This is a genomic window from Microbacterium gallinarum (assembly GCF_014837165.1).
GTDB classification, from domain to species: Bacteria; Actinomycetota; Actinomycetes; order Actinomycetales; family Microbacteriaceae; genus Microbacterium; species Microbacterium gallinarum.
In genome coordinates, this window is record NZ_JACSPM010000002.1 from 409,921 (window position 1) to 422,843 (window position 12,923).

Consider the following 12,923-nt stretch of genomic DNA (forward strand, 5'->3'; position numbering starts at 1 on the left):
ATACGCGCCGCGGGGAACCTCAGGAACCGAAGAACGCCACGCCGAGATCGGGATGGTCGACGAAGACGCCGTCGACCCCGGCATCCCGGATCACTGCCCACTCCGACTCCCAGTCGCCGAACGCCGCCGCACCGCCGCGGCCGCGGAACTGGCCGATCAGGAAGTTGTTCTCGGGCCGACAGGTCCACGTGAAGACTCGCAGACCGCGCTCGTGCGCATCGCGGATGATCGGCGACGGGCCGGTGAGACGCCCGAGCTTGTCGGGCGCGAGGATCATTCGCTTGTCGACGCTGATGCCGTCGACGCGGCCGGCCAAGCCGTCGAGTCCCTCCGGCTTCGCGGTCGCGCGGTACGTCGGCGCCGCCTTGCCGTGCGCGGCGAACAGGTCGAACGGCCGCCCCGCCGCCTCGAGCAGATAGACGTAGGCGGCAGGGATGCCTCGCTCCTGCAGCGCGTGGAGCACGGTCGACTCAAAGGACTCGATGATGAGCGGAAGCTGCCCCGCTCCCCAGCCTGCCTCGCGCAGCTCGCCGTCGATGAGTTCGGCCACGTCCCAGCCGATGGAGGCGAAGTAGGTGGCGTGCTTGATCTCGAGCACGACGCCGATCTCGCGGCCCTGCGCCAGCGACGCAGCCCGCACGATGTCGAGCACGTCGCGCAGTCGCAGAACGGGCTGGGAGTCGTCGAAGCTCGCGCTCGTCGTCCGCAGCTTCGGCAGCCGCTCACGGCAGCGCAGGGTCGACAGCTCGTCCCACGTGAAGTCCTCGGCGAACCAGCCCGTCAGCTCGGCACCGTCCACCGTCTTCGTGGTGCGGCGGTCCTTGAACTCGATGCGGTCGGCGACATCGGTCGTGCCCGAGATCTCGTTCTCGTGGCGCACGACCAGCACCCCGTCGGCCGAGACCACGATGTCGGGCTCGACCGCGTCGACGCCGAACTCGAGAGCGAGATCATACGACGAGCGCGAATGCTCGGGTCGGTAGCCCGGGGCGCCGCGGTGCCCGATCACGAGCGGGGTGCGGCGCGCCATCGTCTCAGGCTACCCGCGCGCGGGGACGCGGCATCCGCTCATAGCCCACTCACAGCCCTCCGCCCACCCGGCGCGCGCCTGGTCGGATATCGTTGATCAACAGCACCGTGCTGTTCGACCCCGTGACTTGGAGTGTGAGAGCAGTGGCCCTCGACAACCCCGCGTTCAACAATCCGGCCTTCCAGGATTCGAAGGCCGCCAAGACCTACCCCGGCCGTCCCGGCCTGACGCCCCCCGCCGCCCAGACGCAGTTCGCCACCGCGCAGCACGCGGGCACCGATGCCGCCGCCCAGGCTCAGCTCGAGGGCATGTACACGGCTCCCGCCGCCGGCGCTCTGGAGACCGACCGCATGACGGTCGAGGACACCATCTGGAAGACCGTCGGCCTGTTCGGCGTGCTGCTCGTCACCGCCGTGGTCGGCTGGGTGTGGACCATGTCCACCGTCGCCGCGACCGGCCAGCCGACGCTCACGCCGTGGCTCATCGGCCTCTTCGGCGGCTTCATCCTCTCGCTCGTCGTGATCTTCACGTCGCGCAAGAAGGTGCGCCCCGCGCTCATCTTCGCCTACGCGGCGTTCGAGGGTCTCTTCGTCGGCGGAATCTCGGCCTACTTCGAGATGATCTGGGAGGGCATCGTCCTGCAGGCGACGCTCGGCACCCTGTCGGTCGTCGGCGTGACCCTCGCCCTCTTCGCGAGCGGCAAGATCCGCGCCTCCAAGAAGGCGACCAAAGTCTTCATGATCGCCATGGTCGGCTACCTCGTCTTCTCTCTGCTGAACCTCGTCCTCATGTGGACGGGCGTCAACTCGAACCCGTTCGGCCTGCTGAGCGACACGATCATGGGCATCCCGATCGGCCTCATCATCGGTGTGCTCGTCGTGATCATGGCCGCGTACTCGCTGGTGCTCGACTTCGACTCGATCCAGCGCGGCGTGCGCAACGGCGCTCCCCGCAAGTACGGCTGGCTCGGCGGCTTCGGCATCATGGTGACCGTCGTCTGGCTCTACATCGAGATCCTGCGCATCATCGCGATCGTCCGCGGCTCCAACTAGCCCGCGGCCCGCGTTCTCGAACGGCCGCCCGGTCCTCCGGGCGGCCGTTCGCGTCCGCGGCCGGGTCGTCCGCCGCAACATCGGAGATCGTGACGACACGCCGGGGTCGACACGCGACGCCCGGCGTGTCGGCCGCGGCATCCGATTCTGTGCACGACGTCGGCCCGTTCTGCTCTGAGCGGAAGAGGTCGAGGCTCGCCCCATCCGGGTTCTATCGTTTCGACATGGCCGAGATCATCCCGTTGCCGACGACGCCCGCACCCGCCGCACCGCGCGCCTCGCGCGAGCCGGAACCGCTCTGGCGCGACGCCCTCGGCGAGCAGCTGCGCCGCCTGCGGCACGACCGCGGCGAGCGGCTCGCCGACACCGCCGAGCGCGCCGGCCTCTCGCCGCAGTACCTGTCCGAGATGGAGCGCGGGCTGAAGGAGCCGTCGAGCGAGATGATCGCCGCCGTCGCAGGCGCTCTCGAGGTCACGCTCATCGAGCTCACCGCCGCCGTCGTCGACGAGCTCCGCGCGCACGCGCCCGAGCGCACCGCGGTCGGCGTGCGGGCCGCCTACTCGCTCGCCGCCTGACGGCCCGCACCCCGACGCGCAAGCCCTGGCCGCCGTCCGGGCCCCGGGCTAGCGTGGGGCGGGTGAGCCCAGCGCGCAAAGAGGAGTTCCTCGAGATCGGCCGACACGAGGTGCGCATCTCGAGCCCCGACAAGGTCGTCTTCCCCGAGCCCGGGCTGACGAAGCTCGACGTCGTGAAGTACTACCTGGCCGTCGCCGACGGGGCGCTGCGCGGGGCCGGCGGCCGGCCCATGGTGCTCAAGCGGTTCGTCAAGGGCATCGATCAGGAGGCCTTCTTCCAGAAGCGCGTGCCCGAGAACCACCCCGACTTCATCGACACCGCCACGCTGCACTACGCGCGCGGCACCTCTGCCGAGGAGGCGGTGATCCGGGATGCCGCGGGCCTCGCCTGGGTCGTCAATCTGGGGTGTCTCGACCTCAACCCGCATCCGATCCGCGCGGAAGACCTCGATCACCCCGATGAGCTGCGCATCGACCTCGACCCGATGCCCGGCGTGGAGTGGTCGCAGATCGTCGACGTCGCCATGGTCGCACGTGAGGTGCTCGACGAGGTGGGCCTCGTCGGCTGGCCGAAGACCAGCGGGTCGCGCGGCCTGCACATCCTCGTGCGCATCGCGCCGCACTGGGACTACACGCAGCTCCGACTCGCCGCCGAGACGCTGGCCCGCGAGGTCGAGAACAGGGCACCGGGACTCGCGACCGCCCGCTGGTGGAAGGAGGAGCGTGGCGAGAGCGTGTTCGTGGACTTCAACCAGAATGCGAAAGACCGCACCGTGGCATCCGCATATTCGATCCGCCCGCTGCCCGACGCGCGCGTCTCGACCCCCATGGACTGGGACGAGGTCGCCGTGCGGCGCCCCGAGGAGTTCACCGTCGCGCGCGTGCTCGAACGCTACGCCGAGATCGGCGATCCCCACCGTGGTATCGACGACGCCGTGGGCGCCCTCGACGGGCTGCTCACGCTGGCCGAGAAGCTCGGCCCCGCCGAGAAGCCGCCGCGCGCGGGCGACGGCGAGGGGCGGCGCCAGTCGACGATGCCCCTCGTCGAGGTGGCGCGCACGAAGACCAAGCCCGAGGCGCTCGAGGCGCTCGAGGAGTGGAAGGCGAAGCATCCCGCCGCAACCGCACAGCTGCATCCTGCCGACGTGCTCGTCGACGGCATGCGCGGGTCGAGCTCGCTCTGGTACCGGGTGCGGGTGAACCTGCAGCACGTGCCCGAGGACGACCGCCCTGCACAGGAGGACCTGATCGCCGACTACGACCCGTGGGCCGGCAAGGTCTGGCCCGGCCGCGAGGGATCCGCTTAGCGCGGGGCGCTCTCCGCCAGGCGACGCAACCCGTACTCGAAGGCCTGATCGATGTCTCCCCCGAGCCGGAAGGCGCCGGCGAGCTCCATCGAGACGAACCCCGTCACCCAGGCGGTCAGCAGCCGCGCCTCGTCCAGCGCGCGCTGCTCGCCTGCGGCCGCGCGGGCAGCGCGCAGCACCGGCTCGCTCGCCCGACCCATCGCGTCGGCATTTCCTTCCACCGCGTACATCAGACGGAATCCCTCCGGACGGTCGTGCGCGAAGGCGCGGTAGGCGCGAGCCAGGGCGGGGAGTGATCCATCGGATGCCGCGAGCCGGCCGCCCAGATCGTCGATGGTCGCCTCGGCGATGAGCCGCAGCAGCGCCTCCCGGTCGCGGACCCTCTTGTAGAGCGAGGGCGCGCGCACGCCCACGCGCTCGGCAACGGCCTGCATCGTGACCGTCGACGGACCGCCCACTTCGAGCAGTGTGCGGCCCGCGTCGACTATCGCGCCGAGGGACGTGCGGTCAGGCGTCGGCATGGGGTCCTCCTTGATGGCTATTGACTTAAGCCATGATAGCTATGTACCATAGCCAACACAAGATCACGGAGGACATCATGCGAATCGGTCCGCACCTGCACCGCATCGGCAACGACATCGTCGCCGCCTACCTCATCGTGACGCCCGAGGGCATCACGATCATCGACGCCGGGCTCCCCGGCCACTGGTACGACCTGACCGCCGAGCTGTCATCGATCGGCCGCTCGCTCGACGACGTCCGGGGCCTCGTGCTCACGCACGGCGACAGCGACCACATCGGCTTCGCCGAGCGCCTGCGCCGCGAGCACGGCGTGCCGGTCTACGTGCACGCCGCCGACGCCGACCGCGCCCAGGGCGGCGACAAGCCGAAGACGCCGATGGGGCCGCTGCGGATCGGCCCGACGCTCGGGTTCGCGGCGTACGCCCTGCGCAAGAAGGGCTTCCGCACCGAGTACCTCACCCAGGTGGTCGAGGTCGCCGACGGCGACGTGCTCGACCTCCCCGGCTCGCCGCGGGTCGTCGGGCTGCCCGGGCACTCCCCCGGCAGCATCGCGATCCACGTGCCGATCGCCGAGGCCGTGTTCGTGGGCGACGCGCTCACCACGCGCCATGTGCTCACCGGTCGCGCCGGCATGCAGCCCGCCCCCTTCACGGACGAGCCTGCGCTCGCGCTCGAGTCGCTCGACCGCCTGGCCGGACTCGAGGCGACGTGGGTGCTGCCCGGCCACGGCACGCCGTGGCGGGGCTCGCCCGCCGACGTCGCCGCGGCGGTCCGCGCCGCCGCCTGACCCGAGCCCTGCCGCGCCTGGGTTGAGTGTCCACAGATGTGGAGTCTCCGGCGTCGCGAGGACCGCATCTGAGGACACTCAACAGTGCACGCTGGGCGGCGCGGCCCGGCACCGGCGACAGCGTCAGCGCTCGGCGAGCACGTGATCCGCGAGGCCGTAGGCGACGGCATCCGTCGACGTGAACACCCGGTCGCGGTCGGTGTCCGCCCGCAGCTGCGCCGGATCCTTGCCCGTATGGCGGGCCAGGATCTCTTCGACCTCGCCGCGCACGCGCACGAGCTCGTCCGCCTGCAGGATGAGGTCGGGGATCGCGCCCCGCCCCTGCCCCGCCGGCTGATGCAGCACGACCCGCGCGTGCGGCAGCACGGCGCGCTTGCCGGCCGCGCCGGCCGCGAGCATCACCGCCCCGACGCCGATCGCCTGGCCGACGACCGTCGTCGCGACGTCGGGTCGGACGTGCTGCATCGTGTCGTACACCGCGAGCATCGCCGCCGGATCGCCGCCCTCGCAGTTGATGTAGAGCTGGATGTCGCGCTCCGGGCTCTCGGCGTCGAGGTGCAGCAGCTGCGCGATGAGCGCGTTGGCCACACCCGCGTCGATCCCCGTGCCGAGGTAGACCACGCGCTCGGCGAGCAGATGCGAGTAGACGTCCATGACGCGATCGCCGCGCGGATGCTGCGCCACCACGTTCGGGATCGTGTACGAGTTCATGCCGCCACCTCCGCCGGACCGACGCCGAGGCCGGCGGTGCGCCGGCGCCGGGGCACGACCTGCGCGAAATCGTCGACCACGCCGTCGATGAAGCCGTACTCGAGCGCCTCGGCGGCGGTGTACCAGCGGTCGTGCAGCGAATCCTCGAACACACGGTCGATCGGCTGACCGGTGTCGGCGGCGATGAGGCCGAGCACCGTGTCGCGCATGTGCCGGAGGTCGCCGGCCTGCACCTCGACGTCGACCGTCGACCCGCCGATGCCCGACGATCCCTGGTGCATGAGGATCCGCGCGTGCGGCAGCGCCCGGCGCTTGCCGGGAGCGCCCGCCGACAGCAGGAACTGCCCCGCGCTGCAGGCGAGCCCGAGAGCGAGCGTCGCGACGTCGTTGGGGATGAGGTGCATCACGTCGCGGATCGCGAGCATCGAGGGGACGGATCCGCCGGGTGAGTGGATCCAGAGGGAGATATCGGATGCCTCGTCCTCGGCCGCCAGCGCCAGCAGCTGCGTCGCGAGGAGGGTGCCGTTGTCGTCATCGAGTGCACCGTCGAGCACGAGCACGCGCTGATGGAACAGCTCGCGTCGCGCCTCGGCGCCGAACATCGGGATCTTGCCTTCTTCTGCCATGCGCCCAGCCTGCGCGCGGTGCCGGGCCGCGGCATCCGTTTCCGCCGTCAGCCGCTCCGCCCACGGCGGATCCACGTCTTCGACCGAAAGAGAAGAGCGGACGCCGAGGCATCCGCTCTTCTCCTGTCCCTGTTCAGGTCAGGCTGCGTCGGTCCCGAGGGTGCCGAGGTACAGGCCGATGACCTTCGGGTCGTTCAGCAGGTCGCGACCGGTGCCCTCGTAGGCGTCGCGGCCCTGGTCGAGGACGTAGCCGCGGTCGCAGATCTGCAGGCAGCGGCGGGCGTTCTGCTCGACCATGATCGTCGTCACGCCGGCCTTGTTGATGTCGGAGACGCGGATGAACGCGTCGTCCTGACGGACCGGCGACAGACCCGCGGACGGCTCGTCCAGGAGCAGCACCGCCGGGTCCATCATGAGGGCACGCGACATCGCGACCATCTGGCGCTCACCGCCTGAGAGCGAGCCCGCGCGCTGCTTGAGGCGCTTGCCCAGCTCGGCGAAGATGCCGGTCACGAACTCCAGGCGCTCGGCGTACTGCTTCGGAGCCTGGTAGAGGCCCATCTGCAGGTTCTCCTCGATGCTGAGCGACGGGAAGACGTTGTTCGTCTGCGGCACGAACCCGACGCCGCGCGTGACGAGCTTGTCGGACTTGAGGCCGACGACGTCATCGCCGTTCACTGTGATCGAGCCCGAGCGCACCTTCACCATGCCGAAGATCGCCTTGAGCAGCGTCGACTTGCCGGCGCCGTTCGGGCCGATGATGCCGATCAGCTCACCCTTGCGCGCCAGGAGGTTCGCACCCTGGATGATGTTGATGCCCGGAAGGTAGCCGGCGTACAGGTCGTTGACCTCGACCACGACACGGTCGGTGCGCGCGGCCTCGACCGAACCGGCTCCGGTCGTCGAGGGTGCACCCGTCGGGGACGTGTTGCTCACTTCTTCTCCTCCTCGGCCTCGGCGATCGAGGCCTCTTCGGCCTCCTTGATCTCCTCGAGCAGCTCCTCTTCGGCGGCGCTGTGCTCGCCCGCCACGCGGCCGGTGACGACGCCGAGGTCGACATCCTGGTGGCTGCCCAGGTAGGCGTCGATCACCGCGGCGTCGTTCATCACCGTCTCGGGCGGGCCCTCGGCGACGACACGACCCTCGGCCATGACGACCACCCAGTCGGCGATGTGCCGCACCATGTGCATGTCGTGCTCGACGAAGAGGACCGTCATGCCGAGGTCCTTCAGGTCGAGGATGTGGTCGAGCAGCGACTCGGTCAGGGCCGGGTTGACGCCGGCCATGGGCTCATCGAGCATGACGAGGGTCGGGTCGCTCATGAGCGCGCGAGCCATCTCGAGGAGCTTGCGCTGTCCGCCCGAGAGCGAGGCGGCGTAGTCCTCGGCCTTCGCGTCGAGCTTGAAGCGCGCGAGCAGCTCCATCGCCTTCTCTTCGTTGGCGTCGTCCTGCTTGCGCCACATCGCGGGGATGATGCTGGCCCAGAGCCGCTCACCCTTCTGCGACGTCGCACCGAGCTTCATGTTCTCGAGCACGGTGAGCAGCGACAGCGCCTTCGTCAGCTGGAAGGTGCGGACCTGACCCATGCGGGCGACCTTGAACGACGGGATGCCGGACAGGTTGGTGCCGTCGAACGACCACGTGCCCGAGTTGGGCTTGTCGAAGCCGCACAGCAGGTTGAACAGCGTCGTCTTGCCGGCGCCGTTCGGCCCGATGAGGGCGGTGATCGCCCCGCGCGGAATCTCCAGGTGGTCGACGTCGACGGCGGTGAGGCCGCCGAAGCGGCGCGTCACGTTGTCGATGACCATGATGGGGTCGTTCTTGGCGACACCGGGAACGGAGTCGCCCTTCGCGAGCCCGGTCGTCTTGGGACGACGGATGCTGCCGGTCGCGGTGGTGACCGCGCCGGTGCCAGCGGGCGCGGAGCCTGCTGCCGGCGGCGCTTCGCCGTCCGGCGTCACGGGCTCCGGAGGCGTGCTGTTACTTGACAAAGGTCAGCTCCCTCTTGTTGCCGAAGATGCCCTGCGGGCGGAAGATCACGATGAGCATGAGCGCGACACCTACGAGGATGAAGCGCAGGGTGCCCGCCTGCACCGACGAGATGGGCAGGATGCCCGAGTTCGCCAGAGCCGGGAGGACGTTCCCCAGGAAGCCCATGATCACCCAGAAGATCACCGAGCCGACGACGGGACCGAACACGGTCGCCGCACCGCCGAGCAGGAGGATCGTCCAGATGAAGAACGTGAGCGAGGTGGTGTAGGTGGCGGGGACGACGGCGGACGGGAGCGCGAAGACCACGCCGCCGAGGGCGCCGAAGATGCCACCGATGATCAGCGCCTGCATCTTGTAGGCGAAGACGTTCTTTCCGAGCGAGCGCACGGCGTCTTCATCCTCGCGGATGCCCTTGAGCACGCGGCCCCACGGGCTGCGCATGAGCGCCCACACCAGGTAGACGGCGATCGCCAGAAGAATGGCGCCGAACACGCGCACCCAGAGCTGGTCCGCCGTCCACGTCCATGGACCGAAGCCGTACGTGCCCTCGGGGAACGGGTTCGCCGCGCGGAACCCGGCGTGGTACCCGCCGAGGCCGTCTGCCGAGTTGGTCCACTCGTCGAACAGCTGCGTCGTGAGGGCCAGTCGCACGATCTCCGCCGCCGCGATGGTCACGATGGCGAGATAGTCGGCGCGCAGGCGCAGCGTTGGGATACCGAGGATGATCGCGAAGACGACCGAGGCCAGGCATCCCACGATGATGCCCACCCACCAGGGCCACCCGAAGGTGAGGATCGAGATCGCGTAGCCGTAGGCGCCCAGCGCCATGAATCCCGCCATACCGAAGTTGAGCAGGCCCGCGTAGCCGAAGTGCACCGCGAGACCGGTCGCCGCGAGGGCGTACGCGATCGTCTCGGGGCTGAACAGCCAGTAAGCCGTGTTGTTGAGAATCTGTCCCCAATCCATGGCCTAGCCAAGCCTCTCTTTACGACCCAGGAGGCCCTGCGGCCTCACCAGGAGAATGATGATCAGGACCGCCAGCGCGCCGACGTACTTCATGTCCGGCGGGATGCCGAGAAGCGTCGAGAGCTCGACCAGGATTCCGACGATCAGCGCGCCGATGAGGGCGCCGAACGCGGTTCCCAGACCACCGAGCGTGACGGCGGCGAAGATGAGCAGGAGCACCTGCACGCCCATGTCCCACTTCACACCGGGGCGGAAGTAGGCCCACAGCACACCGGCGACGGCGGCGAGCGATGCCGACAGGATCCAGACGATCCGGATGACACGGTCGACGTTGATGCCCGAGGCCGCGGCGAGGCCGGGGTTGTCGGAGATCGCTCGCGTCGCCTTGCCGATGCGGGTGCGCAGCAGCCAGTAGGCGACGGCGAGGAGGAGGACGATCGAGATGCCCATCGAGGCGAGATCGATCCACGACACGGCGATCGGGCCGAGGCGGATGTCACGCGGTGCGCCGGCGCCCGGCAGCTGGTACGTGCCGCCGCCGATGAAGAACTGGTACGTGTAGCGGATCGCGAGCGACAGACCGATGCTGACGATCATGAGCTGGACGAGGCCGAGCCCCTTTCGCCTCAGTGGCCGCCAGAGGCCCGCGTCGAGCGCCCAGCCGAGTGCCGCGCCGGCGATGACGACGATCGGGATCGTGATCCACATCGGGATCGCGAAGTTCACGCCGAACACCAGCGCGATCACGGCGCCGAAGGTCAGCATCTCCGCGTGCGCGAAGTTCGTGAGGCCCGTCGTACCGAAGATGAGCGAGACACCGACCGCGGCGAGCGCCAGAAGCAGACCGAAGTTGATGCCGTTGATGAGGCGCTCGGTGAACTGGTCCCAGAACGACGTGGTGAGGCGCTCGCCCTCACCGAGGAACAGGTTCACGATCTTCGTGCCGGTCGCCCCGAACTCGACGTCGAACTCCGCCGTCGTGCCCGAGTTCGGCTGCATGCCCTCAGGCAGCTGAGCGGGGTCGACGATGACTCCGTCGGGGAGGGTGTCCTCATCGACGACGAGGGTGTACTCGTCCTTCTCGGGAACGTACAGACGCCATTTGCCGTCGGCGTCGGTGATCGTCTCCGCTTCGAACCCGCCACCGTCGACCGAGATCACCACGTCGGGGACGGGCTCGCCGTCGAACGTGATGACTCCGCCGAAGTAGAAGGCGGTCTGCTCCTGGTCACCCCCAGGGGTGTCGGGGGCAGTTGCAGAAGCATGGGCGCCGGACGGCGAGGCGAGGAACAGCATTGCTCCTGCCATCAGCACTCCGACGAGGACGACGACCCAACGGGGGTATCCCCTTGTGGCCACAGTCGCAGGACTCACAGAACCTCCAGTTCAGCACGATGCACACCGAGGCCCGGGTCGCATCGGCTGTGATCAACGACGGTACGACTGTAATGTGTCGGCCGTGTTTCCCCTAGTTACTCCGGCCGACCTGTGACCGGATCGGAATTGGTCCAGCCAAGGCGGTCGGCGGTGGCGACCTCCGTCGCCCGCACTGTCCGGTAGCGCGGGAACAAATGGCTCCGGCCGACGCTTAGAATCGAATACGGAGCGTTCCCGCGCACCGGCCGTCGTCGACCACCTGAGAAACGCGCCGCGAGCGCAGGAGGACCATGGAGCACAACGACCCCTTCGGCTTCGTCGGACTGACCTACGACGATGTCCTGCTTCTGCCAGGACACACCGACGTGATCCCGAGCGAGGCCGACACGTCGTCGCGTGTGACCCGCCGCATCACGGTGGCCACGCCCCTCCTCTCGGCGGCGATGGACACGGTGACCGAGGCGCGACTCGCGATCGCGATCGCACGCGAGGGCGGGATCGGCATCATCCACCGCAACCTGTCCATCCAGGAGCAGGCCTCGATGGTCGACCGCGTCAAGCGCAGCGAGTCGGGCATGATCACCGACCCGATCACCACGACGCCCGACGCGACCATCGAAGAGGTCGACTCCCTCTGCGCCCAGTACCGCATCTCGGGCCTCCCGGTCGTCGACGCCGACAATCGCCTGGTGGGCATCGTCACCAACCGCGACATGCGCTTCGTCTCGGGCTTCGAGCGGCAGACGACGAAGGTGCGCGACGTCATGACGAGCGAGAACCTCGTCACCGGCCGGGTCGGCATCAGCGCCGGCGAGGTCATCGCGCTGTTCGCGCAGCACCGCGTCGAGAAGCTGCCCCTGCTCGAGGAGGACGGCACTCTGGCTGGCCTCATCACCATCAAGGACTTCGACAAGAGCGAGAAGTACCCCCTTGCCACCAAGGACGAGCAGGGCCGCCTGCGCGTCGGAGCGGCGATCGGCTTCTTCGGCGACGCGTGGGAGCGTGCCGAGGCGCTGCGCGACGCCGGGGTGGACGTCATCGTCGTCGACACCGCCAACGGCCAGTCCGCCGGCGTCATCGACATGGTCCGCCGGATCAAGGCGGACGCCTCGTTCGAGCACATCGACGTCATCGGCGGCAACGTCGCGACCCGCGAGGGCGCGCAGGCGCTCATCGACGCCGGCGTCGACGCGGTGAAGGTCGGCGTCGGGCCGGGCTCCATCTGCACGACGCGCGTCGTCGCAGGTGTGGGCGTCCCGCAGGTCACCGCGATCTACGAGGCGTACCTCGCCGCCCGCGAGGCCGGCATCCCGATCATCGCGGACGGCGGCCTGCAGTACTCGGGCGACATCGCCAAGGCCCTCGTCGCGGGCGCCGACACCGTCATGCTCGGCTCACTCCTCGCGGGCACCGACGAGTCGCCGGGCGAGATCGTCTTCCAGGGCGGCAAGCAGTTCAAGATGTACCGCGGCATGGGCTCGCTGGGCGCGCTCCAGACCCGCGGCAAGAAGACCTCCTACTCGAAGGACCGCTACTTCCAGGCCGACGTGCCCAGCGACGACAAGCTCATCCCCGAGGGCATCGAGGGCCAGGTCGCCTACCGCGGCCCCGTCTCCGCCGTCGCCTACCAGCTCGTCGGCGGCCTGCGCCAGTCGATGTTCTACGTCGGCGCCCGCACCGTCGAAGAGCTCAAGGCCAAGGGCAAGTTCGTGCGCATCACGCCGGCCGGTCTCAAGGAGTCGCACCCGCACGACGTGCAGATCGTCGTCGAGGCGCCGAACTACAAGCGCTGAGCAGCGCGAGCCCCGCAGCGGGCAGGCCGAGACAGCGCATTCGCGACGAGGCAGCACCACCGGAACGTCGTCTCGTCGCAGGTACGTCGTCTCGCCGTCCGTTGATGGCCACGCGCGACGTCCCGCGGCGAGGACGCCGTCTCGCCGGGCGTCGTGTGAGAGAAGATGAGCGGATGCTGCGGCAT

At 69.3% G+C, this 12,923-nt stretch carries 13 protein-coding genes; 5 read left to right on the plus strand and 8 right to left on the minus strand.

Translation table 11 applies throughout. The features are described 5' to 3' along the window. Positions 1–19: 19 nt before the first annotated feature. Positions 20–1,030 carry a glycerophosphodiester phosphodiesterase family protein gene (locus H9622_RS08825; RefSeq protein WP_191766016.1) on the minus strand — a complete coding sequence of 337 codons (1,011 nt, stop codon included), beginning with the start codon at positions 1,028–1,030 and terminating at the stop codon, positions 20–22. A gap of 143 nt (positions 1,031–1,173) precedes the next feature. Here H9622_RS08825 and H9622_RS08830 point away from each other — a divergent pair, with 143 nt between their 5' ends. From H9622_RS08830 to ligD, 3 genes are all read left to right on the plus strand, one after another. Further along, the gene (locus tag H9622_RS08830) at positions 1,174–2,082 is read left to right on the plus strand and encodes a Bax inhibitor-1/YccA family protein (protein ID WP_191766144.1); all 909 of its coding nucleotides are present in this window, start codon (positions 1,174–1,176) and stop codon (positions 2,080–2,082) included. A 224-nt stretch (positions 2,083–2,306) separates the two neighbouring features. Next, positions 2,307–2,657: a helix-turn-helix domain-containing protein gene (locus H9622_RS08835; RefSeq protein ID WP_191766017.1), complete on the plus strand. Its 351-nt coding sequence runs from the start codon at positions 2,307–2,309 to the stop codon at positions 2,655–2,657. Between the two features lie 62 nt (positions 2,658–2,719). Next, entirely contained in the window at positions 2,720–3,964 is a 1,245-nt protein-coding gene (gene ligD, locus H9622_RS08840; RefSeq protein ID WP_191766018.1) for a non-homologous end-joining DNA ligase, read from the plus strand. Here the strand turns inward: ligD and H9622_RS08845 are convergent. Further along, a complete protein-coding gene (locus H9622_RS08845; RefSeq protein ID WP_191766019.1) occupies positions 3,961–4,485 on the minus strand; it encodes a TetR/AcrR family transcriptional regulator in 525 nt (174 codons plus the stop codon). The genes ligD and H9622_RS08845 overlap by 4 nt on opposite strands. 77 nt (positions 4,486–4,562) lie before the next feature. Here H9622_RS08845 and H9622_RS08850 point away from each other — a divergent pair, with 77 nt between their 5' ends. Then, positions 4,563–5,273, plus strand: a complete 711-nt coding sequence (locus tag H9622_RS08850) for an MBL fold metallo-hydrolase (protein WP_191766020.1) — start codon at positions 4,563–4,565, stop codon at positions 5,271–5,273. Positions 5,274–5,396: 123 nt separating this feature from the next. Here H9622_RS08850 and H9622_RS08855 read toward each other — a convergent pair whose 3' ends face one another. The 6 genes from H9622_RS08855 to H9622_RS08880 all read right to left on the minus strand — a co-directional run bounded on the left by H9622_RS08855 (position 5,397) and on the right by H9622_RS08880 (position 10,876). Further along, positions 5,397–5,984 (minus strand): ClpP family protease, encoded by a 588-nt coding sequence (locus H9622_RS08855; RefSeq protein ID WP_191766021.1) that lies wholly within the window; start codon positions 5,982–5,984, stop codon positions 5,397–5,399. Next, on the minus strand, positions 5,981–6,610 hold the full coding sequence (locus tag H9622_RS08860; RefSeq protein ID WP_191766022.1) for a ClpP family protease: 630 nt from the start codon (positions 6,608–6,610) through the stop codon (positions 5,981–5,983). Before H9622_RS08860 ends, H9622_RS08855 begins: the two co-directional genes overlap by 4 nt. 138 nt (positions 6,611–6,748) lie before the next feature. Next, on the minus strand, positions 6,749–7,468 hold the full coding sequence (locus H9622_RS08865) for an ABC transporter ATP-binding protein (RefSeq protein WP_191766145.1): 720 nt from the start codon (positions 7,466–7,468) through the stop codon (positions 6,749–6,751). A gap of 74 nt (positions 7,469–7,542) precedes the next feature. Continuing rightward, positions 7,543–8,601, minus strand: coding sequence for an ABC transporter ATP-binding protein (locus H9622_RS08870; RefSeq protein ID WP_404802863.1), 1,059 nt, complete (start codon positions 8,599–8,601; stop codon positions 7,543–7,545). After that, positions 8,591–9,568, minus strand: a complete 978-nt coding sequence (locus H9622_RS08875; RefSeq protein WP_191766023.1) for a branched-chain amino acid ABC transporter permease — start codon at positions 9,566–9,568, stop codon at positions 8,591–8,593. The genes H9622_RS08870 and H9622_RS08875 overlap by 11 nt, the downstream gene beginning before the upstream one ends. Before the next feature lie 3 nt (positions 9,569–9,571). Beyond that, entirely contained in the window at positions 9,572–10,876 is a 1,305-nt protein-coding gene (locus H9622_RS08880) for a branched-chain amino acid ABC transporter permease (protein ID WP_225221836.1), read from the minus strand. Positions 10,877–11,235: 359 nt separating this feature from the next. Between H9622_RS08880 and guaB the strand changes: the two genes are divergently transcribed. Further along, a complete protein-coding gene (gene guaB, locus H9622_RS08885; protein ID WP_191766024.1) occupies positions 11,236–12,738 on the plus strand; it encodes an IMP dehydrogenase in 1,503 nt (500 codons plus the stop codon). Positions 12,739–12,923: the final 185 nt, after the last annotated feature.

Coding starts and splice junctions, on each gene's coding strand:
- H9622_RS08825 (WP_191766016.1), bottom strand. CDS start 1,030: ATGGCGCGCCGCACCCCGCTCGTGATCGGGCACCGCGGCGCCCCGGGC.
- H9622_RS08835 (WP_191766017.1), top strand. CDS start 2,307: ATGGCCGAGATCATCCCGTTGCCGACGACGCCCGCACCCGCCGCACCG.
- H9622_RS08845 (WP_191766019.1), bottom strand. CDS start 4,485: ATGCCGACGCCTGACCGCACGTCCCTCGGCGCGATAGTCGACGCGGGC.
- H9622_RS08850 (WP_191766020.1), top strand. CDS start 4,563: ATGCGAATCGGTCCGCACCTGCACCGCATCGGCAACGACATCGTCGCC.
- H9622_RS08855 (WP_191766021.1), bottom strand. CDS start 5,984: ATGAACTCGTACACGATCCCGAACGTGGTGGCGCAGCATCCGCGCGGC.
- H9622_RS08860 (WP_191766022.1), bottom strand. CDS start 6,610: ATGGCAGAAGAAGGCAAGATCCCGATGTTCGGCGCCGAGGCGCGACGC.
- H9622_RS08875 (WP_191766023.1), bottom strand. CDS start 9,568: ATGGATTGGGGACAGATTCTCAACAACACGGCTTACTGGCTGTTCAGC.
- H9622_RS08880 (WP_225221836.1), bottom strand. CDS start 10,876: ATGGCAGGAGCAATGCTGTTCCTCGCCTCGCCGTCCGGCGCCCATGCT.
- guaB (WP_191766024.1), top strand. CDS start 11,236: ATGGAGCACAACGACCCCTTCGGCTTCGTCGGACTGACCTACGACGAT.